This is a genomic window from Vibrio sonorensis (assembly GCF_001854765.1).
In the GTDB taxonomy this organism is placed as follows: domain Bacteria; phylum Pseudomonadota; class Gammaproteobacteria; order Enterobacterales; family Vibrionaceae; genus Vibrio; species Vibrio sonorensis.
On record NZ_LJJE01000091.1, the window covers coordinates 44490 to 65548 of the forward strand.

At 45.5% G+C, this 21059-nt stretch carries 16 protein-coding genes and 3 pseudogenes; 2 read left to right on the top strand and 17 right to left on the bottom strand.

The window, feature by feature from the left end; all coding sequences use genetic code 11:
• Nucleotides 1-84: 84 nt before the first annotated feature.
• The 8 genes and pseudogenes from BLO31_RS15420 to leuS form a co-directional block, all read right to left on the bottom strand.
• Entirely contained in the window at nt 85-870 is a 786-nt protein-coding gene (locus BLO31_RS15420) for a septal ring lytic transglycosylase RlpA family protein (RefSeq protein WP_070968606.1), read from the bottom strand.
• Nucleotides 870-1991 carry a rod shape-determining protein RodA gene (gene rodA / locus BLO31_RS15425; protein ID WP_070968609.1) on the bottom strand — a complete coding sequence of 374 codons (1122 nt, stop codon included), beginning with the start codon at nt 1989-1991 and terminating at the stop codon, nt 870-872. The genes BLO31_RS15420 and rodA overlap by 1 nt, the downstream gene beginning before the upstream one ends.
• Nucleotides 1991-3867, bottom strand: a pseudogene (gene mrdA / locus BLO31_RS15430) (penicillin-binding protein 2). The gene rodA and the pseudogene mrdA overlap by 1 nt, the downstream one beginning before the upstream one ends.
• 6 nt (nt 3868-3873) lie before the next feature.
• Nucleotides 3874-4344: a 23S rRNA (pseudouridine(1915)-N(3))-methyltransferase RlmH gene (rlmH, locus tag BLO31_RS15435; RefSeq protein WP_070968612.1), complete on the bottom strand. Its 471-nt coding sequence runs from the start codon at nt 4342-4344 to the stop codon at nt 3874-3876.
• A 3-nt stretch (nt 4345-4347) separates the two neighbouring features.
• Nucleotides 4348-4665 carry a ribosome silencing factor gene (rsfS, locus tag BLO31_RS15440; RefSeq protein WP_070968614.1) on the bottom strand — a complete coding sequence of 106 codons (318 nt, stop codon included), beginning with the start codon at nt 4663-4665 and terminating at the stop codon, nt 4348-4350.
• 49 nt (nt 4666-4714) lie between these two features.
• Nucleotides 4715-5734: a DNA polymerase III subunit delta gene (gene holA / locus BLO31_RS15445; RefSeq protein ID WP_070968618.1), complete on the bottom strand. Its 1020-nt coding sequence runs from the start codon at nt 5732-5734 to the stop codon at nt 4715-4717.
• Between the two features lie 11 nt (nt 5735-5745).
• Nucleotides 5746-6372 carry an LPS-assembly lipoprotein LptE gene (locus BLO31_RS15450; RefSeq protein ID WP_070968621.1) on the bottom strand — a complete coding sequence of 209 codons (627 nt, stop codon included), beginning with the start codon at nt 6370-6372 and terminating at the stop codon, nt 5746-5748.
• A 112-nt stretch (nt 6373-6484) separates the two neighbouring features.
• Nucleotides 6485-9063 (bottom strand): annotated as a pseudogene (leuS, locus tag BLO31_RS15455) (leucine--tRNA ligase).
• Between the two features lie 231 nt (nt 9064-9294).
• Between leuS and BLO31_RS15460 the strand changes: the two are divergent.
• Nucleotides 9295-9765: a zinc ribbon-containing protein gene (locus BLO31_RS15460; protein ID WP_070968624.1), complete on the top strand. Its 471-nt coding sequence runs from the start codon at nt 9295-9297 to the stop codon at nt 9763-9765.
• Nucleotides 9766-9798: 33 nt separating this feature from the next.
• Here the strand turns inward: BLO31_RS15460 and lnt are convergent.
• The 5 genes and pseudogenes from lnt to miaB all read right to left on the bottom strand — a co-directional run bounded on the left by lnt (nt 9799) and on the right by miaB (nt 15321).
• Nucleotides 9799-11315, bottom strand: a pseudogene (gene lnt, locus BLO31_RS15465) (apolipoprotein N-acyltransferase).
• A gap of 14 nt (nt 11316-11329) precedes the next feature.
• Entirely contained in the window at nt 11330-12205 is an 876-nt protein-coding gene (gene corC / locus BLO31_RS15470) for a CNNM family magnesium/cobalt transport protein CorC (RefSeq protein ID WP_070968627.1), read from the bottom strand.
• Between the two features lie 68 nt (nt 12206-12273).
• The gene (gene ybeY, locus BLO31_RS15475; protein ID WP_070968630.1) at nt 12274-12738 is read right to left on the bottom strand and encodes an rRNA maturation RNase YbeY; all 465 of its coding nucleotides are present in this window, start codon (nt 12736-12738) and stop codon (nt 12274-12276) included.
• 1 nt (nt 12739) lies between these two features.
• On the bottom strand, nt 12740-13825 hold the full coding sequence (locus BLO31_RS15480; RefSeq protein ID WP_070968633.1) for a PhoH family protein: 1086 nt from the start codon (nt 13823-13825) through the stop codon (nt 12740-12742).
• 71 nt (nt 13826-13896) lie between these two features.
• Nucleotides 13897-15321, bottom strand: coding sequence for a tRNA (N6-isopentenyl adenosine(37)-C2)-methylthiotransferase MiaB (miaB, locus tag BLO31_RS15485; protein ID WP_070968636.1), 1425 nt, complete (start codon nt 15319-15321; stop codon nt 13897-13899).
• A 331-nt stretch (nt 15322-15652) separates the two neighbouring features.
• On the opposite strand from miaB, the gene BLO31_RS15490 reads away from it, so the two are divergent.
• A complete protein-coding gene (locus BLO31_RS15490) occupies nt 15653-16801 on the top strand; it encodes a 2-octaprenyl-3-methyl-6-methoxy-1,4-benzoquinol hydroxylase (protein WP_070968640.1) in 1149 nt (382 codons plus the stop codon).
• An 85-nt stretch (nt 16802-16886) separates the two neighbouring features.
• Here the strand turns inward: BLO31_RS15490 and crr are convergent, their stop codons facing one another.
• The 4 genes from crr to cysK all read right to left on the bottom strand — a co-directional run bounded on the left by crr (nt 16887) and on the right by cysK (nt 20892).
• Nucleotides 16887-17396, bottom strand: a complete 510-nt coding sequence (gene crr / locus BLO31_RS15495; protein ID WP_070968643.1) for a PTS glucose transporter subunit IIA — start codon at nt 17394-17396, stop codon at nt 16887-16889.
• 105 nt (nt 17397-17501) lie between these two features.
• The gene (gene ptsI, locus BLO31_RS15500; RefSeq protein WP_070968646.1) at nt 17502-19226 is read right to left on the bottom strand and encodes a phosphoenolpyruvate-protein phosphotransferase PtsI; all 1725 of its coding nucleotides are present in this window, start codon (nt 19224-19226) and stop codon (nt 17502-17504) included.
• A 138-nt stretch (nt 19227-19364) separates the two neighbouring features.
• Nucleotides 19365-19622 (bottom strand): HPr family phosphocarrier protein, encoded by a 258-nt coding sequence (locus tag BLO31_RS15505; RefSeq protein ID WP_070968650.1) that lies wholly within the window; start codon nt 19620-19622, stop codon nt 19365-19367.
• A gap of 301 nt (nt 19623-19923) precedes the next feature.
• Nucleotides 19924-20892, bottom strand: coding sequence for a cysteine synthase A (gene cysK / locus BLO31_RS15510; protein WP_070968654.1), 969 nt, complete (start codon nt 20890-20892; stop codon nt 19924-19926).
• Between the last annotated feature and the right edge of the window lie 167 nt (nt 20893-21059).

Genomic DNA, 21059 nt, shown 5'->3' on the forward strand with positions numbered 1-21059 from the left:
TGAATTCAAGTTTATCGTTAACTGTCTATATCTTAACAGAAACCTTGCTTCAAACCAGTAGTTAGAGCAGGGGCTTCCACCTCGTTATTGATTTCTTATAAAAGCGCTGGGGTGACCGAGGACTTTAACCTTTTCTAGAGTCTCTTGCGTCAGCATATAGTCATTAAAAGGACCTAGATAAGCCCGATACAGATCATCTTCACCGGAAACGTAGCTTTTCACTGATAAGCTTTGACTGAGATCTTGAGCCAAAGTTCTCACTCGATCCTCAAATTTTGAGGAAGCGACCTGAATAATGTAATTAGGAAGCGCTTGTTGCTTATGGGCTTCGGTCGGTTTGTCAACCGTGATCACTTCTATGGCAACGTTTGCGGTGCCAGTCTTAACCACATCGAGTTTAATGGCTGCGGCATAGCTCAGGTCGATAATTCGACCTTGGTGGAATGGCCCGCGATCGTTCACGCGCACAATGGTGTGTTTGTTGTTGTCTAGATTGGTGACTTTTACATAACTCGGAATCGGTAACGTCTTGTGGGCGGCCGTCATAGAGTACATGTCGTAAATCTCTCCATTTGACGTAAGGTGCCCGTGAAATTTCTTACCATACCAAGAGGCAATACCGCTCTCTTTAAAACCTTTGGCATTTTTAATAATGGTGTAGCTATTGCCTCGTAGTGTGTAATTACTGTTACCGCCTCGGCTGTAGGGTTCGTATTGAGGGATCGCATCTTCGATGTGATCGACGGATATTGGAGTATCAGGTGCTACATCGTCTGTTAAGCTGTAACGACTAGAGTCCGAGCTGGAACATCCAAATAGGATACTACCAAGCACTGCTAATAGTGCTAAACGCGATAAAATTTCTGTCATTACGTTGCCTTTGAGAATGCTTTGCGGTGTGTGTGAATAGACATCAATATGCCAAATCCTGCCATCAAGGTCACCATTGACGTACCACCATAGCTAATCAATGGCAGCGGGACGCCAACAACTGGAAGAATGCCACTGACCATGCCGATGTTTACAAAGACATAAACAAAGAAGCTAAGAACAATACTGCCCGCCATCATGCGGCCAAAGGCCGTTTGTGCATTGCTGGAAAGGTATAAACCTCGCCCAATTATAAACAGGTATAAACCGAGTAACAGTAGTATTCCAAACAGTCCCCACTCTTCAGCGACTACGGCGAAAATAAAATCGGTGTGACGTTCTGGCAAGAACTCAAGTTGTGATTGGGTACCTTGTAACCAACCTTTGCCTGATATGCCTCCTGAGCCGATGGCAATTTTACTCTGAATAATGTGGTATCCGGCACCTAGAGGATCTGACTCGGGGTTAAACAGAGTCCTCACCCTAACTTTCTGATATTCCCGCATTAGGAAAAACCAAAGAATCGGTAAGAAAGCTCCAAGTGCTAAAACAGCAGCGATAATAATCTTCCAACTTATCCCCGCTAGGAAGATAACAAATATGCCCGAAGCGGCGATGAGGATTGAAGTACCTAGATCTGGCTGCTTTGCAATCAAGATAGTTGGTACAAAGACGAGTACCAAGGAGATGACCAGAGTTTGAAAACTCGGTGGTAGTGGCCCTTTACCTATATATCTTGCCACCATCAGAGGTACAGCAAGTTTGAGCAGTTCCGAAGGTTGGAAGCGGATAAAGCCAAGATTAAGCCAGCGCTGTGCTCCCTTTGACGATTCGCCAAAAAAGAGTACCCCGAGTAACAGGACTATTCCGGCAAAGAACATCAGAGGAGCTAAGCTCTCATACGTTCGGGGTGGTATTTGAGCCAGTAAAACCATAACGCCCAGCGACAGCCCCATTCGCATCGCTTGTCTATCCATCATTGCCATACTTTGCCCGCTGGCGCTGTACATGACGACTAGGCCAAATGCCATCAGCAGCAAAATGCCAAGCAAAAGAGGCATATCAAGGTGAAAGCGCTCAAAGAGGGAACGGTTTTGTCCGGTTGCTGGATCAAAATCCATTATTTCTTCTCCTCTTTGTTTAATACGTGATCAAATAGGCGTCTGACCACTGGTGCGCCGTTTGTTGAACCGCCACCTGCGTTTTCTAAAACTATAGTTACGATAAGCTTGGGATCGTTAAATGGGGCGAAACCGGTAAATAGGGCGTGATCGTGCAAGTGCTCGGCGAGTTCCTCTGCGTTGTACTTTTCGTCTTCACCCAAGCCAAACACCTGTGCTGTCCCTGATTTTCCTGCACTGACATATTTGAGATTGCTAAAAGCGCGTCTTGCGGTTCCTTTTTTACCGTGGTTAACCAAACGCATACCTTCTAAAGCGAGATCCCAATAACGCTCTTTTACATCAGTAATTGGAGGGTAAGTTTCGTATTCGGTCAATTTTTGACTGGTGAACTTCTCGCCATTATTTATGGTTGAGCGAAGTAAGTGTGGGGCGATTCGCACACCGCGATTGATCAACACCGAGGTCGCTTTAGCGATCTGCATAGGGGTAGCCGTCCAATAGCCTTGTCCAATACCAACAGGGATAGTGTCGCCTTGATACCATGGAACGCGGTGTCTTGCCATCTTCCAGTCGCGAGTGGGCATATTCGCTTTGCTCTCTTCGTGGATATCGATACCCGTGTAATCGCCAAAACCAAACATCATCATCCAGCTTGAGATCCTATCGATACCCATGTCGTATGCGATTTGGTAGAAGAAGGTATCAACGGATTCCTCAATGGATTTTACGATATCGACTTTTCCGTGCCCCCACGGTAACCAGTCTCGAAATGGTCGGGTTTTTGAATTTGGAATTCGCCAATAGCCAGGGTCATTACGTGTGGTAAATGGTGTGACTACCCCTTCCTGCAAAGCAGCGACGGCTAAGAAAGGCTTTATGGTTGATGCTGGAGGGTAGATGCCCAGTGTAGCGCGGTTAACCAAAGGGCGATTTTTGTCCTTCAGTAATGCGGAATAGGCTTTACCTGAGATACCGTGGACAAACGCATTTGGGTCATAGCTCGGACTAGAGACCATGCTAAGACGCCGTTGTCATTTGGATCGAGTACGATCGCGCTTCCTCGACGGCCATCGAGTAACTTGTGGGTGTAGAGTTGTAGGTCGATGTCTAAGTTGAGAACGATATCTTTACCCGGCTCTGGTGGTACGTACTTCAAGGTACGTATGATTCGTCCTCGACTGTTCACTTCGACTTCTTGATAGCCAGCGGTCCCGTGTAATAAATCTTCGTAATAGCGTTCAATCCCGAGTTTTCCAATATCGCGAGTCGCTTGATAATTGGCGTCTTTTTCTTCGCGGATCAGACGACTCATATCTTTGTCATTGATACGAGACACGTATCCGATCACATGGGTGAGTACTTCTCCATATGGGTAGTAACGCTTAAGGCTCGCGTTAACAGCAACACCGTGAAACTTGTGTTGTTGAACCGAAAACTTAGCCACCTGCTCCTCGGTGAGCTGGCTTAAGATCGGCACAGATTTAAAACGTCGAGTGTGACGTCTCTCTTTGTGAAAGCGAGCTACCTGCTCAGGTGTGATTGTTAAAATAGATTGCAGCTGAGTAATGGTTTCATCGATATCGCGTATTTTTTCCGGTGTTAGCTCTAATGAAAAAACGGGGCGGTTTTCTGCGAGTAATTTGCCATTTCTATCATAGATAAGTCCACGGTTAGGAGCGATAGGGACGACTTTGATCCGGTTATCGTTAGAACGCGTTTTGTAATCTTGATACTGATTGATTTGGATGTTGTACAGGTTTGCAACCAATAAACCAACAAGGACGATGATGCCCAAAAATGCGAAAATAGCACGGCTGCGATACAGTCGTGCTTCTTCTTGGTAATCCCTAAATCGGCTACGTTTTCGTAACATCTTATCCTATTCTCGGTGATATGGATGGTTGGTTGTAATACTCCAAGCTCTGTAGAGACTTTCCGCCATAACAATTCTTACTAATGGGTGGGGGAGTGTTAATGCTGACAGAGACCAACTTTGATCCGCTGCCGCTTTACACGCTGGTGCTAAGCCCTCTGGACCACCGATTAATATTGACACATCTCGACCGTCTAACTTCCAGCTTTCTAACTGCTCTGCTAGCTGCGGGGTATCCCACTTTTTTCCTGGAATATCGAGAGTAACAATTCGATTGCCTTTTGGCACGGCTGCCAACATGGATTCGCCTTCTTTTTGCAAAATTCTAGCAATATCAGCATTTTTCCCACGTTTGCCGGCCGGAATTTCAATTAGTTCTAGGGGCATGTCATGGGGAAAGCGACGTTTATATTCTTTAAACCCTTCCTCTACCCACTTTGGCATTTTGGTTCCTACTGCCACTAGCTGTAATTTCATGGATTATCCCCAGAGTTTTTCTAATTGGTATAGCTCTCTTTTATCTTCTTGCATTACGTGAAGAATAGTCGTGCCCATATCTAACACTACCCACTCCCCTTCGCTTTCGCCATCGACGGCTAGTGGAGTCATACCCGCTAGTTTGGCTTCTTTGGCTACGTGATCAGCGATAGACACCACGTGTCTGCGGGAAGTTCCAGTGCAAACAATCATAAAGTCAGTAATGCTGGACTTGTCCTGTACGTCAATGGTGATGATATCTTGTGCTTTCATATCATCTGCTTTGTCGGCTAAAAAATCATTGAGTTGTTCAGGTTGCAAAGTGTTTTCCTCGTGTTTGAATAGGGGGCAATTTAGGCGCGGCAGTATATCACTGTTTTGCCAAGTTCACGTTTGGCAGGCACATTTCCGCGCTTAATTGGTGCAATAGTGGCCAAGGAGACTCTTCGTACTGGGTTTTAGTCAGTATTTCTATACGTGATAACAGTGACAGAAGTGCTCTGATATGGACCGCTGATAGCCGGTGAATGGCTTGAGTGTATAGCGCTCTTTTGGATTGCCAAATCCGATGCTTATCAAATAGGTTGCCTAAATTAGCTGGCGGCGATTGAAGCAGGTTATGCAACAAAAGTAGCTCTTTTTGTACTGTACGAGCTAAGACGATGGGCTCGACACCTTCAGCTTCAAGTTGGCGAAGGACTCTTTGACTTCGGTTTGCTTTTCCAGCCAACAGGGCGTCGCTCCAGCTAAAAGCAGTGAAGTGATTGTGTCGGCTTAGAGCGCTCTCTAGCCTCACTAGATTTAGTTCGCCATCGGGATAGAGTAAAGCGAGTTTTTCTAAGCTTTGGGAGAGTGCAAGTAGATTCCCTTCGTGCCACTGAGCTAGCATCTGCAGCGCTTCGTTATCGGGTTTTAAGTTGAGCAGTTTACAGCGGTTATGTACGAACTGAGGGAGGCGGTTTAAATCAGGAGTTAGACAGTTCACTACTGCCGCTGATTTAGCGTACAACTGGAACCATTTGGCTTTTTCTTGAGCTTTGGCAAGTTTTCCTCCAACTATCACTAATAGGATGTCTTGATGGAGAAAGGAGTACAGTTCTGTCAATGATTTAGCGATAGTGGCATTTACACCAGTATCGGGAAGCTCAAGTTCTATGATCTGTTGAGATGAGAACAAACTCATGGCTTGGCAGACATCAAATACGTCATTCCAGTCGAGGTTGCTGTCTACAGAAAACCTGTGATGTTCGACGAAGCCAGATTGTTCTGCCTGCTTTCGAATCGCAGCGCGCGACTCCTGAAATAAAAGAGGTTCGTTGCCAAACAGCATATAAATGGAATGTAGCTGTCTGGCAAGTTGTTCGTTAAGACGGTCGGCAAATAAACGCATACAAGTGCTGATTATTGCTCGGAGGACTCAAGGTTATTGATCCTGCTCGGATCAAATTCTTCCGTTTCCACGGAGTATTCTTCAAATTCGACGTCCATATCAGTTTGATCTTGCAACATTGCTTCGTGGGATGCGATTTCTGCTCTCATACGCGCCATTTGTCGAATGATCTGCGAAGTCGCTAGCTTGCGCATTTCGTCTTCAATCATATCTCGTTCTACAGATTTAGCTAAGGCCGTGAGAGGGTTATCTAAGTAGCTACGCGAAACACTAGTAGAGAAAGTTTTTGAACCGAAGTCAGGAATGGTCACGCGATAAGAAGCGTTAAAGGTGAGTTCCTTTTCTGCGGCCCTTGTGTTTTGGTAAAGCGAGAGTGTGCGCTCACTAACGCCTTCGCTGAGTAAGTGAAGGTTAGGGAGATCTGCCGCCGGAGGTACAATGTCTACTTCGTTTAATCTAAGCTGAGCACCCATCATACGAGTGAAAGCGCTGTATTGGTCGTAGCTAGTAAGTGAAAGTTTACTGAGTTCGTCAGGGACAGAGTAATCCCCTCTTAAGTGGAAACCACATGCACTAAGAAGGCTGGCAATAGTTAACACTAAGGTAATTTTAAAAGAAGTAAATGAAGTTAGGCGCATTACTCTATGGCTCTCTGTTGTTTTGACTACTTATCTTATTCCACTCGGGAGTAGAATAAGATAAGTAAACAGGGTGATAATCCACCCTGTTTACAGACTGCGAGATAGGAACTTAGTTCGCTACGATGTTCAGTAGTTTACCCGGTACGTAAATAACTTTACGAATCGTTTTTCCTTCTGTGAACTTAGTAACGTTCTCGTCGTTTAGGCCGAGTTCTTCTACTTGCTCTTTACTCGCGTCAGCCGCAACAGTTAACTTGGCACGTAGCTTTCCGTTAACCTGAACAACAATCAGTTTTTCGTCTTCTACTAGCGCTGACTCATCGTATTGTGGCCATGCGGCGTTATCTGCATCCGACTCACCTAGTGCTGCCCATAGCTCATAACAGATATGTGGAGTGATTGGGTACAACATGACCACTACTGCTTTCAAAGCTTCATCTAGGATTGCGCGATCTTGTTCGCTTTCCTGTGGAGCTTTACCAAGCTTGTTCATCAACTCCATAATCGCTGCGATAGCAGTGTTGAAGGTTTGGCGACGCTCGATGTCATCCGTCACTTTGGCGATAGTCTTGTGAACATCGCGACGCAGTGCTTTTTGATCAGAAGAGAGCGCACTTGTGTCAACCGCGACAGTTTGACCTTTTTCAGTATGTTCACCTACCAGCTTCCATACGCGTTTTAGGAATCGGTTAGCACCGTCTACACCGGACTCTTGCCATTCCAAAGTTTGCTCTGGTGGCGCGGTAAACATCATAAACAGACGTACAGTGTCAGCACCGTGTTGTTTGATAACCGTTTGAGGGTCGATACCATTGTTCTTAGACTTAGACATCTTACTCATACCGGCAGAGAGCACAGGCTGGCCATCTTCTTTGTGCCATGCTTTAGTGATTCGCCTTTGTCGTCGGTTTCCGTCTGAACATCTGTTGGTGAGATCCAAATATCCCCGCCTTTTTCGTCTTTGCGGTAGTAAGTATCTGCTAGAACCATCCCCTGACATAGCAGGCGCTCAAATGGTTCATCTGAATCAACTAGACCGAAGTCGCGAAGCAGTTTGTGGAAGAAACGCGAGTATAGAAGGTGAAGGATCGCGTGTTCAATACCACCGATGTACTGGTTTACTGGCAACCAGTAGTTTGCTGCTCCTGGCTCTAGCATGCCTTCATCGTAGCGAGGGCTACAATAGCGCGCGTAGTACCAAGAAGACTCCATAAAGGTGTCAAAAGTGTCGGTTTCATGGAATACCGCTTCACCATCAACACTGGCTTTGGCCCACTCAGGATCCGCTTTGATAGGTGAAGTTACACCGTCCATAACCACATCTTCTGGTAAGCGCACTGGCAGCATTTCTTTTGGCGCTGCGAGCTCAGAACCGTCTTCTTTGTTTAGCATTGGAATCGGTGAACCCCAGTAACGCTGACGAGATACACCCCAGTCGCGCAAGCGGAAGTTAACCGTTTTCTTACCTTTGCCTTCAGATTCTAGTTTGGCTGCAATGGCATTAAATGCATCTTGAAATGCAAGACCATCAAATTCGCCAGAGTTAATCAAAACGCCTTTTTCAGTGTAAGCCGCTTCTGAGATATCTAACTCGCTACCATCTTCAGGTTTGATAACCGGTAGAATGTCTAGACCGTATTTAGTGGCAAACTCGAAGTCGCGCTGGTCATGACCAGGGACAGCCATTACCGCGCCAGTTCCGTAGTCCATAAGTACAAAGTTAGCGACGTATACAGGTACTTCACGGCCCGTCAATGGATGGATAGCTGTTAGGCCTGTATTCATGCCTTTCTTTTCCATCGTCGCCATTTCCGCTTCGGCTACTTTGTTGTTCTTACAGTCTTCGATAAATTCTGCAAGTTCAGCGTTGTTTTGTGCTGCGATCGCAGCAAGTGGGTGACCAGCAGCAATGCCAACGTAGGTCACGCCCATTAGAGTATCTGGACGAGTGGTATATACTTCGAGTTTGTCTTGACCTTTTACTTCAAAAGATAGTTCGACACCTTCAGAGCGACCGATCCAGTTTCGCTGCATGGTTTTCACTTGCTCTGGCCAGTGATCTAGCTTGTCCAAGTCGTCAAGTAGCTCTTGTGCGTAGTCGGTGATCTTAATAAACCACTGTGGGATCTCTTTTTGCTCAACAACGGCACCTGAACGCCAACCGCGTCCGTCGATGACCTGTTCATTAGCCAGTACCGTTTGGTCTACTGGATCCCAGTTAACGGTTGACATCTTTTTGTAAACCAAGCCTTTTTCATAAAGCTTAGTGAAGAACCACTGTTCCCATTTGTAGTACTCAGGGTGACAAGTTGCGATTTCGCGTTTCCAGTCATAACCAAAACCAAGCTGCTTAAGTTGGTGGCGCATGTAATCGATATTTTCGTAAGTCCACTTAGCAGGAGCAGTGTTGTTCTTGATCGCCGCGTTTTCAGCTGGCAGACCAAATGCATCCCAACCCATAGGCTGCATGACGTTTTTACCTTGCAGGCGATGGAAGCGTGATACTACGTCACCGATGGTGTAGTTACGTACGTGTCCCATGTGAAGTCGTCCACTTGGGTACGGAAACATAGACAAACAGTAGAATTTTTCTTTGTTTGGGTCTTCACTTACCTCAAAGGTTTTGTTTTCGTCCCAATGCTTTTGAACTTTTTGTTCAATTTCTTGCGGGTTGTATTGCTCTTGCATCGATGAAATCCGGTTAACTTGCAATTTGTGAGTTCAGTTAGAACAGACATTAATAGATCGTCATAGAATACCTAAAGGAGGGGTGTACAACAATAGCAAATAAGACCTTATCCCCAAGTAACCTCAAGATGTTGGTTTGCCGAGAATTACTTGGTTTATCGATCCGGCGGAGTTTTGAATTATTTCTAGCTTGAGTCGAGCAATTACACATGGGAGTTATGGAGGTAAATTATGCCTAAACGCAAATCCGAATATGAAGATATGTTTGACGATGTGGTGGAGGCACTTAAACACAGCCCTGACGAGGTTAATCATGTATTTGAAACCTCGGGAAAAGTACTGGATGCTGCCAATGATTTGACCAAAGACGAGCTGGCTTTGGTGTCTGCCTATATGAAAGCGGACCTAAAGGAGTTTGCCGATAGTTATGAATCTTCCAAAAGTGGCCCCTTCTATCTGATGATCACCGACTCTATTTGGCAAGGCCTGCTCGATATTACCGATAGAACTAAGGTTGAGTGGGTGGAGCTCTTTGCCGACCTCGAACATCAGGGGCTTTACGAGGCGGGAGAGGTGATAGGCTTGGGTAATCTAGTGTGTGACCAGTGCGGACATAAAACCCAATACAACCACCCAACGGTGATCATTCCATGTGTGAAATGTGGTCACAAAGGATTTAGTCGTCAGCCGTTAAAACCATAAAAAAGGGAAGCTAGGCTTCCCTTTGGACATTTTTTAGATTTGCTTTCTTGTTAGTACAGCTGCGGCGATAAGGCTTGAATAGACGAGGAAGTAAACCATCCAACTTCCCCATAGATGGTAAGGGGTACTACCCTTCACACTTAAAACATTCGCGGTCAGAACGGCAGTTTCAAACTGAGGTATCTGTTTGACTATCTTTCCTCGGTGATCCGTGATTGCCGTCACTCCGTTATTTGTCGATCGGACGACGGGCCTACCAAGCTCTAAAGCTCGCATTCTTGCTATTTCCATATGCTGCAATGGGCCAATTGAGTGGCCAAACCAAGCGTCGTTAGACAGGGTTAATATAAAGTCTGTCTGGTCGTTTACATTTTGGCGAACTTGCTCGTTAAAGATAATCTCATAGCACAAAGCTGGTGCGAGATAACGACCTTTGGCTTCAATATTTGGTTGGATGAACTCACCTGCGCTAAATGATGACATTGGCAGGTTAAATATTGGCGCTATCGGCCTTAAAATGGATTCAAATGGTACAAACTCCCCAAACGGCAGTAAGTGATGTTTGTGGTAGCGTTGAGTCATATCGAACTCGTATTCACCCCTTCCATTGTCTCCAATGTCAAAATGCTGTTGTAAAAGCGCTTATCTTGGTCTTGATTGACGACCCCAGTGATAATCGCAGTTTGGTGTTTTTTGGCTGAATAGTCGATATTGCGAAGATAGGAGGCAATTTCGAATTCGAAGGCTGGAATGGCCGCTTCCGGCCAAATGATAATATCGGAGTCCCAGTTTTCTCGGGAAAGGTCCGTGTATTTCATTATGGTTGGCCAACGCTGACTGGGATGCCATTTAATGGCTTGGTCGATGTTGCCTTGAATCAGCGTAATCTCTGTCGTCTTATCTGATTGTGGGGTAACCCATTGAGCGATACTTAGACCATAGCCAGTGGCAAATAACGTGATTGGTACCAGTAATACGAATGGCTTGCGGCGGATAACGGCATAGCTCGAACTGGTTGCTATCACAATAACAATGTAAGTGATCAGCTCAACACCACCGATAGGGGCGAAGTTAGAAAGCGGCGAATCTATTTGGCTATAGCCTAGCCATAACCAAGGAAAACCTGTCATGACCCAACCGCGTAACCAGTCGAAAACAAGCCACAATGCTGGCGCAGCAAGGAAGTAACGTGTTCGGTTGGTTTGTGGGAAAAAGCGATTGAGGCTCCATGCCCACAACGCTGGGTAAAGTGAGAGATACGAAATGAGCAATGCCATTAGAAACAGGCTTGCGGGTTTTGGCATACCGCCAAAGTTATCTATGCTGACATGAACCCAACTCAATCCAGTCGCAAATTGTCCTAGCCCCCAAAAAAGGCCGATAAACAGTGCTTGTTTTGCGGTTCTTCCGGTGAGTAATAACAGCAGAAGTACTGGGCTGAGTATCGCTACTGGCCACCATGAGTAGGGGGCGAAGGAAAGTGTGGTTATCGCTCCAGCAAAAGCGGCCGCTAAGGGCCGCTTTGAGCGATGAAATAGGGAAGTCATCATAGGTAAACTTAGCACTACTCTTCGGTTTCTGTTTCGGCAGGAACCTCGTCAGGGATAGTGACTTGCAGTTGTACCACTCGTCGGTTATCGGCTGCAGTGACCTTGAAGGTGTAGTGCTGAATTTCGACCAGTTCACCGCGAGATGGCAAATGGCCAAATGCGGTCATAACTAATCCACCTACCGTGTCGACTTCATCATCACTAAATGATGAACCAAATGTTTCGTTAAACTCGTCGATAGTAGTAAGCGCTTTTACCGCGTAGGTGTGTTTGCTCAGTTGACGGATGTCGAGTTCTTCTTCGTCGTCAAACTCGTCTTCTATTTCGCCGACGATCTGTTCGAGAATATCTTCGATGGTGATAAGGCCAGAAACCCCACCAAACTCATCGACGACAATTGCCATGTGGTAACGCTCTTCACGGAACTCCTTGAGTAAGCGATCGACTCGTTTACTTTCAGGGACGACTACGGCAGGGCGTATTACCTGCTCGATATCGAATGGCGCGCTATCTGAGCCCAAGTATTTAAGTAAGTCCTTCGCGAGTAGAATGCCTTCCACATGGTCTTTATCTTCACTAATTACCGGGTAGCGAGAGTGCTGGGCATCGGTAATGAGTGCGACCAGAGCGTCTAAATCGTCGCTGCGGTCTGCAGTTACCATCTGGGAGCGAGGGATCATGATATCTCTTACCCTCATCTCTGCGATTTCCATGACCCCTTCGAGCATGTCGCGGGTATCGTGGTCAATCAGGTCATTTTCTTCAGAATCTCGTATTACATCTACCAACTCTTGGCGATCTTTAGGATCTACTTGGAAAAGTTGACCTAGGCGTTCAAAGAAGGACTTTCTACTCGGACCTTCTGAGTTTTGCGAATTGTCTTCGTTCATTTCATCTCAATAAACTAACGCTATCAGATGTGTGATAGCACACTTATAAGTTACGATATTGAAGTAACTTATTGTTTTTCTGCAATATATGGGTCTTCAAAACCCAAGTCTTGCATAATCTTTGTTTCGAGGGACTCCATTTCTTCAGCTTCGTCATCCTCAATATGATCATAACCTAGCAGATGTAGTGAGCCATGTACAACCATATGCGCCCAGTGCGCATTTAATGGTTTGCTCTGCTCAATGGCCTCTTGCTCAACCACTTGTTTACAAATAACCATGTCGCCTAACAGATTAATCGGTAGCTCTGGCGGCGCTTCAAACGGAAAGGAAAGCACATTTGTCGGCTTGTCTTTTCCGCGATACTCCATGTTGAGCTGGTGGCTTTCTTTCACGTCGACAATGCGAATTGTCAGCTCTGCTTCTGGTTTGAACGGTGAGATGGCTTTGTCCAACCATGATTGAAAATCAACTTCGGTTGGAAGATGATCTGGCTGTTCTACGGCCAACTGAAGGTCGAGTTCTATCGCCATGCTATTCCTTCTCCACACTTGTCGAGGAGTGAGAATTTTCGGCTTGGCGAGCTTCTCTCTCTTCGCGGCGTCGCTTCTCATACGCTTTGCGCTCTTTTTGATCTTGAGCTTCCCATTTCTCATAAGCGTTAACAATGCGAGCGACAACTGGGTGACGAACCACGTCATCCGATTGGAAGAAGTTAAAGCTGATTTCGTCTACTTCGTTCAAGACTTCAATAGCGTGGCGCAAGCCAGATTTTGCTCCGCGAGGTAAGTCTATTTGAGTAACATCACCGGTTATCACGGCTCTTGAGTTAAAACCAATACGTGTCAGGAACATTTTCATCTGTTCAACCGTGGTATTTTGGCTTTCATCTAGGATGATAAATGCGTCGTTTAGCGTTCGACCGCGCATATAAGCGAGCGGTGCTACTTCAATCACATTTCTTTCGATGAGCTTTTCGACTCGCTCAAAACCGAGCATTTCAAACAGAGCGTCATACAGAGGGCGCAAGTAAGGGTCCACTTTCTGGCTGAGATCTCCTGGTAAAAAACCGAGCTTTTCACCAGCCTCTACAGCCGGACGAGTTAGAAGAATTCGGCGGATCTCTTGCCTTTCCAGTGCATCGACTGCAGCGGCTACCGCGAGGTAGGTTTTGCCTGTACCGGCAGGGCCTATACCAAAGCTAATATCGTGAGTAACCATATTCACTAAATATTGGGCTTGGTTAGGAGTACGAGGTTTTATCACGCCTTTTTTAGTTTTTATAAAGACTTCTTTGCCGTGCTCAATATCGGATTCTAGATTTTGGTCTAAAACTCCGGTTTCCTTTATCGCCAGATGAATCTCTTCCGGCTCTATGTCGGGAATTTCCCCGCGAACAGGGGCCGTATTGACGTAAAGGGTCTTTATAATTTCTAACGCAGCGGCAGTGGTGTGGGGTTTACCTACTAGGGTAAAAAAATTGCCGCGGTAGCTGATTTCAACCCCTAATCGGCGTTCCAAATGTTTGATATTGTCATCGAAAGGACCGCAAAGGCTAGCAAGACGGCGGTTGTCTGAAGGTTCTAGATTGATTTCTAGGGTAACGATTTTATTACTCAAATTTGCCTCTCATGGTTGCCATTGTATGAGAGCCTGATAACGACCAGACTCTCAATGGCTATTCTACGAACTTAAGGCGTAAATGTAGCAACACCTAGTTCGTCTTCTCGGCGGGTCTTCTCCATCATCTCTGTTGGTGAAGTTACCACCCTTAGGTTCATCTCTTGTTCGGTTCTTATCAGTTCGCCACGCAAGGAGTTGGCAAATACGTCAACAATTTTGACATCGACAAACTGACCAATAAGTTCTGCTGGGCCTTCAAAGTTCACAACGCGGTTGTTCTCAGTACGGCCACGAAGTTCCATCAAGTTTTTCTTAGAAGGGCCTTCTACCAGTATACGCTGTTCTGTGTCTAACATCAGTCTTGAATAGCGCATTGCTTGACTGTTGATAGTTTGCTGAAGTTCGTATAGACGCTCTTTCTTAGTATCTTCACTTAGATCGCAAGGGTAATCCGCTGCAGGAGTACCAGGGCGAGGAGAGAAGATAAAGCTAAAACTCATATCAAAGTCGACGTCGCGGATCAGCTTCATGGTTTGCTGGAAATCGTGGTCTGACTCGCCAGGGAAACCGACAATGAAATCAGAGCTGATTTGAATGCCTGGTCGTGCTTTGCGAAGTTTACGAATCGTAGACTTATACTCAATACCCGTATGAGGGCGCTTCATCATGGTTAGAATACGGTCGGAACCACTTTGAACGGGTAAGTGTAAGAAGCTAACCAGTTCAGGTGTGTCTTCGTATACGGCAACGATGTCGTCGGTAAACTCCATCGGGTGGCTCGTTGTAAATCGAATGCGGTCGATGCCATCGATAGAAGCGACCAGTCTTAACAGATCGGCGAACGAACAGATATCACCGTCGTGTGTTGGGCCGCGATAAGCGTTTACGTTTTGTCCAAGAAGGTTAACTTCGCGAACGCCTTGTTCAGCAAGTTGAGCTATTTCGAAAAGCACATCATCCATTGGACGGCTAACTTCTTCACCACGAGTATATGGAACAACGCAGTAAGTACAGTACTTGGAACAGCCTTCCATAATAGAAACGAACGCAGTTGCGCCTTCGGCACGTGGCTCTGGTAGGCTATCGAACTTCTCAATTTCAGGGAAAGAGATGTCCATAACTGGAACGTCATCGCTTTGAGACTGCTTAATCATTTCAGGTAAGCGGTGTAGCGTTTGCGGGCCGAAAATAACGTCGACAAAGGGGGCGCGTTCGCGAATGTGGTCGCCTTCTTGAGTCGCAACACAGCCACCGACGCCAATCACAACGCCAGGTTTACTATCTTTAAGTGTTTTCCAACGACCCAATTGGTGGAATACTTTTTCCTGCGCTTTCTCGCGGATAGAACAGGTGTTCAGTAGTAGTACATCTGCTTCTGATGGTTCTTCTGTCAGCTCGTAGCCGTTCGCAGCATTAAGCAGATCAGCCATTTTAGATGAATCGTATTCGTTCATCTGGCAACCCCAGGTTTTTATTAGCAGTTTCTTACTCATCTCACATTCGCTCGTATTAAATCTTTTACTAAAAAGAAACTCATACCCAAAAAGGAAACGGGCTCGCTTGACGAGACCATTTGGGTACACTTGTTCAAATTATAGTCACCATTCTGGTGGTAAGCGGCGTATTGTACTGCTTTCAATCTGTCCTGACTAGTAGTTAGGTCAATTCTATTTAAACCTTTACTGTATAAGGGGTTTGACCTCGTTACACTTATGGTTTTTGTTTGAGGATGTGGTCATAAACTCACTGCCACAAAGTCCATCTGATAACTTTTTCGGTGTATAATCGAAAGTCGCCAAAGATCAATATGATAAAGAGTGAAGAATGAACAGATATGAGATAGCTGTTGTGGGCGGAGGCATGGTCGGTGCGGCTGTGGCTATCGGCTACGCAAAACAAGGGAAAAAGGTCGCTTTGATTGAAGGAAGCGCACCAGAAGCATTTGCTGCGGATCAGCCAATGGACGTTCGAGTTTCCGCTATTTCTCGCGCTTCGGTAGATTTACTCGACGAGCTAGGTGCTTGGGATGCAATACGTTCTATGCGTATTTGCCCGTACAAACGGCTAGAAACGTGGGAGCACCCTGATTGCCGCACTCGGTTTTCTTCCGATTCCATGCAGTTAGAGGAGCTAGGCTATATCGTTGAAAATCGTGTCATTCAGTTAGGTCTTTGGCAAGAGTTTAGCAAGTATGAAAACCTAACGGTCTGTTGTCCTGATACGCTAGACAAGATTCAATTTGGCGATGAAAACGAGTTAACCTTGTCTAGTGGGCAACGCCTTTCTGCGGAATGGGTAATCGGTGCTGACGGGGCAAACTCTAAAGTTCGCAATATGGTTGGTATTGGCGTGACAGCATGGGATTATCGCCAGCATTGCATGTTAATCAATGTCGAAACAGAGTTACCGCAACAGGATATAACTTGGCAGCAGTTTACGCCTTCTGGTCCACGCTCGTTTTTGCCTTTGTGTGGTCATCAAGGCTCTTTGGTTTGGTATGACTCGCCTGCGCGTATTCGCCAACTCAATGGAATGTCGAACAAGCAGTTGCGCGAAGAAATTCTAGCGCACTTTCCTAAAGAGCTGGGCGACGTGAAAGTACTTCAATCAGGTTCATTTCCTCTGACGAGAAGACACGCTCAATCTTACGTTAAGCAAAAGTGCATTCTTGTCGGTGATGCAGCCCATACCATTAACCCTTTGGCTGGGCAGGGGGTCAATCTGGGGTTCAAAGATGTAAAAGTACTGCTAGAAAAATGCCAAGAAATGACGTTTACGGATCAAGCGGTTAACGCTTATGAGAGAGTTCGCAGACCGGACAACTTGTTGATGCAATCTGGTATGGACTTTTTCTATAAAACGTTTAGCAATGACGTAACACCGCTTAAAGCTATTCGAAATGCGGCATTAAAACTGGCTGAGCATTCAGGGCCAGTGAAGCAGCAAGTGCTCAAATACGCGCTGGGGTTGTAGAGATAGGGTGTAGTAGTAATAACGGGACATAAAAAAACGCTGCTCTAGAGCAGCGTTTTTTCTTAATCATTTTGCAAGCAAACGATTAACGAGTTACGCGAAGAACAGGTGTTTCGCCAACGTTAACAGAACCAGAAAGCTTGTTCAGCTCTTTGATTTCGTCCATGTTAGAGATAACAACAGGTGTTAGCGTAGACTTTGCTTTTTCTTCTAGTAGTGCTAGATCGAACTCGATGATGGTTTCGCCAGCTTTTACTACTTGACCTTCTTCAGCGATGCGCTTGAAGCCTTCGCCTTTTAGTTCAACAGTGTCGATACCGAAGTGAACGAATAGTTCAACACCGTCATCAGACTCAATTGAGAAAGCGTGGTTAGTTTCGAAGATTTTGCCGATAGTACCGTTTACAGGAGCGACCATTTTGTTGCCCGCTGGTTTGATTGCGATACCGTCACCAACGATTTTCTCTGCGAAAACAACGTCTGGCACGTCTTCGATATTTACAATTTCACCTGACAGCGGTGCGATGATCTCGATTGCGCCTGCATCCGCGCTATCGTCAGATACTAGCTTCTTAAGTTTGTCAAACAGACCCATTGTGTCGTGCTCCTAAGGTTTAGTTTTATTCTTTCGAAATATAGTATACCAATCTCAAACAATAGACGACTACTTTTAGCCGTCTATCTTATTGGTATTTGCGGATTATTGTGTTTTTTCCGCGATGAATTTTTCTACACAAGCTTCGATTTCAGCCGCTGTTGGCAAAGAAAGCGCTTCTTCGGCCATCGCTTTAACTTCTGCGAAGTTTGAGTTGCGGATCACTTTCTTAACTTTAGGGATAGAGATGCCGCTCATCGAGAACTCATCAAGACCCATACCTAGTAGAAGTAAAGTAGCGCGCTCGTCACCTGCAAGCTCACCACACATACCTGTCCATTTACCTTCAGCGTGAGATGCGTCGATCACCTGCTTGATAACGGTCAGAACCGCTGGAGATAGAGGGTTGTATAAATGAGAAATCATTTCGTTACCACGGTCTACCGCTAGTGTGTACTGCGTTAGGTCGTTAGTACCGATAGAGAAGAAAGCCACTTCCTTCGCTAGATGATGTGCAATCGCGGCAGCGGCTGGTGTTTCAACCATTACGCCAATTTCGATATTTTCATCGAACGCCAAGCCTTCTGCACGAAGTTCTGCTTTGTACTCTTCGATTGCCGCTTTCAGTTCGCGGATCTCTTCTACTGAGATGATCATTGGGAACATGATGCGAAGCTTACCGTGTGCAGATGCACGTAGAATACCACGTAGCTGGTCACGTAGAATTTCGCGACGGTCCAAGCTAATACGTACTGCGCGCCAACCTAGGAATGGGTTCATCTCTTTAGGAAGATCCATGTACGGTAGATCTTTGTCACCACCGATATCCATAGTACGGATGATCACTGGTTCGCCGTGCATTGCTTCTGCTACTTCTTTGTACGCTTGGTACTGTTCTTCTTCAGTAGGAAGAGCGTCGCGGTCCATAAATAGGAACTCAGTACGGTACAAACCAACGCCTTCACCACCGTTGCGGATGATGCCGTCACAGTCTTTAACGGTACCGATGTTGCCGCATACTTCTACGCGATGGTCATCAGTCGTTGTTGCTGGAAGATCTTTAAGTTTGGCTAGCTCTTCTTTTTCGGCGATAAATGCTGCTTGAACACTTTTCGCTTCGTCTAGCTCTGCGTCTGATGGGTTGATAACGATTTTGTTGTTCATCGCATCAAGGATCAGAGTGTCGCCGTTCTTCACTTGCTTAGTAATATCGTTAGTACCAACGATTGCAGGAAGTTCTAGAGAACGAGCCATGATAGAAGTGTGAGAAGTACGACCGCCAATATCACACGCAAAACCCAGTACGTAATCTAGGTTGATCTGAGCTGTTTCAGATGGTGTTAGGTCGTAAGCGACTAGGATAACTTCTTGATCGATATCGCTTAGAGATACGATATTGATGCCTAGTGCATTTTTTACAAAACGTGAACCGATATCGCGGATATCTGTCGCACGTTCTTTTAGATATTCGTCGTCAAGAGATTCAAGAGCAGAAGCTTGCTCTTCGATAACCGTGTGGATTGCGTTATCGGCAGTCAGCTTGTCGTTCTTGATCAGTGCTAGGATTTCTTCTTCCAGCTCTTCATCTTCAAGAAGCATGATGTGACCTTCAAAGATCGCTTCTTTCTCTTCACCGAAAGTCTCTAGAGCTTTCTGCTTAACGGTTTCAAGCTGAGCAGCAGATTTGTTACGAGCGTCAAAGAAACGCTGTACTTCTGCTTCTACCTGCTCATCAGAAATAGTGTTTGTGTTTAGGACAATTTCATCTTCTTGAAGTAGTAGTGCTTTACCAATCGCAATACCTGGAGATGCTAGGATGCCTGAAATCATAGCCTTACCTTAAAATGGTCAACTTATAAAACGGGAGATTAATTGAGTGTGCTAACGATAATGTTTAGCTTATTTCGTAACCTATTTCCAACAAAGCATTTTGCTTTCACAAAATGGCTTTGTATATAGGAGACCGGATTAGTGCAGCTTGTCCATCAGAGCAACTAGATGGTCAACAGCTTGTTGAGCTTGTGGGCCCTCAGCTGAGATAGTAACTACTGTACCTTTTACTAGGCCTAGAGTTTGCAGTTTGAAAAGGCTCTTTGCGCTAGCGCTTTTACCGTTAGAAGTCACAGTGATGTCCGCATCAAAAGCTTTTGCTTCTTTAACGAACTGTGCAGCTGGACGAGTGTGAAGACCGTTTTCTGCAGTGATTTCTACTTGCTTCTCGTACATGTTGTATACCCCAATTGATTTATATTTTGATAGTTTATTAACCAGCTCTAGCTTAACGGCTAAACCAAGTGACTGCCAATAGCATATTCTCGATTAAGTGTCATAACTGATACTGATGTTAAATTTTACAGACGTGCAAACTGTAATACTCGGTTCATACGCCTGTATTAAATTCAATTTATGCTTCTTTATTTTGAAGCCAAAAATAATACAGCCCCGATATTACCAAAGGTGCGGCAGGGATCAACAAAAAAGCCCCTTAACGGGGCTTTTTTAAACGAAAAATTGATTTCAACACATATTACTGTTGGTTTTCTTTTTCCGTAAAGATGCCTGCAAACAGCGCTGAGCTCAGGTAACGCTCACCAGAACTTGGTAGAACCGTTACAATTGTTTTTCCTTCAAATTCAGGTAGTTCCGCTAGGCGGTTTGCTGCAACAACTGCCGCGCCAGATGAAATACCCGCAAGGATGCCTTCTTCTTCCATTAGGCGACGAGCCATTTCAATCGCTTCTTCAGAAGTTACGGCTTCTACGCGGTCAACAAGTTCTAGATCTAGGTTACCAGGGATGAAACCTGCACCGATACCTTGAATTTTGTGTGGAGCAGGTTGGATTTCTTCACCCGCTAGTGCTTGGGCAATAACTGGAGACTCTGCTGGTTCAACCGCAACTGAAGTGATTGCTTTACCTTTTTCACCTTTGATGTAACGGCTTGTACCTGTGATTGTACCGCCAGTACCTACACCTGATACGAATACGTCAATTTCGCCATCGGTTGCTTCCCAGATTTCAGGACCCGTTGTTTTTTCGTGGATCTGTGGGTTAGCTGGGTTGTTGAACTGTTGTAGAAGTAGGTATTTCTCTGGGTTACTTGCAACAATTTCTTCTGCTTTGTTAATCGCGCCTTTCATGCCTTTGGCAGCTTCAGTCAGCTCTAGGTTTGCCCCCAGTGCTTTTAGTAGCTTACGACGCTCAAGGCTCATTGACTCAGGCATAGTTAGCGTTAGTTTGTAACCGCGAGCAGCCGCTACGAAAGCCAGCGCAACACCGGTGTTACCACTTGTTGGCTCTACTAGCTCAACGCCTTCTTTTAGCGTGCCAGCTTTTTCCGCTTCCCAAATCATGTTTGCGCCGATTCGACACTTAACGCTAAAGCTTGGGTTACGAGCTTCAACTTTAGCCAGCACTTTGCCTTTACTTACTTTGTTAAGGCGGACTAGTGGAGTGTTACCAATAGTTAGAGAGTTATCTTCGTAGATTTTGCTCATGGTGATGTTCCTTCATTACACGTCTGTTAATGCACTTTGTGAATATGATTAGAAGAATACGCACTATGGAAAAAAGGGAAAAGGATTAAAAAGTTATATCTTATTAGTGTGCGGCGAACCTTTTACTTGTGGCACAACAGCGAATTATCGGGCTTAAGAAAAAATAG

Coding starts and splice junctions, on each gene's coding strand:
- BLO31_RS15490 (WP_070968640.1), top strand. CDS start 15,653: ATGAACAGATATGAGATAGCTGTTGTGGGCGGAGGCATGGTCGGTGCG.
- corC (WP_070968627.1), bottom strand. CDS start 12,205: ATGAACGAAGACAATTCGCAAAACTCAGAAGGTCCGAGTAGAAAGTCC.
- ybeY (WP_070968630.1), bottom strand. CDS start 12,738: ATGGCGATAGAACTCGACCTTCAGTTGGCCGTAGAACAGCCAGATCAT.
- crr (WP_070968643.1), bottom strand. CDS start 17,396: ATGGGTCTGTTTGACAAACTTAAGAAGCTAGTATCTGACGATAGCGCG.
- rlmH (WP_070968612.1), bottom strand. CDS start 4,344: ATGAAATTACAGCTAGTGGCAGTAGGAACCAAAATGCCAAAGTGGGTA.
- BLO31_RS15460 (WP_070968624.1), top strand. CDS start 9,295: ATGCCTAAACGCAAATCCGAATATGAAGATATGTTTGACGATGTGGTG.
- BLO31_RS15450 (WP_070968621.1), bottom strand. CDS start 6,372: ATGCGCCTAACTTCATTTACTTCTTTTAAAATTACCTTAGTGTTAACT.
- miaB (WP_070968636.1), bottom strand. CDS start 15,321: ATGAGTAAGAAACTGCTAATAAAAACCTGGGGTTGCCAGATGAACGAA.
- holA (WP_070968618.1), bottom strand. CDS start 5,734: ATGCGTTTATTTGCCGACCGTCTTAACGAACAACTTGCCAGACAGCTA.
- cysK (WP_070968654.1), bottom strand. CDS start 20,892: ATGAGCAAAATCTACGAAGATAACTCTCTAACTATTGGTAACACTCCA.
- BLO31_RS15420 (WP_070968606.1), bottom strand. CDS start 870: ATGACAGAAATTTTATCGCGTTTAGCACTATTAGCAGTGCTTGGTAGT.
- BLO31_RS15505 (WP_070968650.1), bottom strand. CDS start 19,622: ATGTACGAGAAGCAAGTAGAAATCACTGCAGAAAACGGTCTTCACACT.
- rodA (WP_070968609.1), bottom strand. CDS start 1,991: ATGGATTTTGATCCAGCAACCGGACAAAACCGTTCCCTCTTTGAGCGC.
- ptsI (WP_070968646.1), bottom strand. CDS start 19,226: ATGATTTCAGGCATCCTAGCATCTCCAGGTATTGCGATTGGTAAAGCA.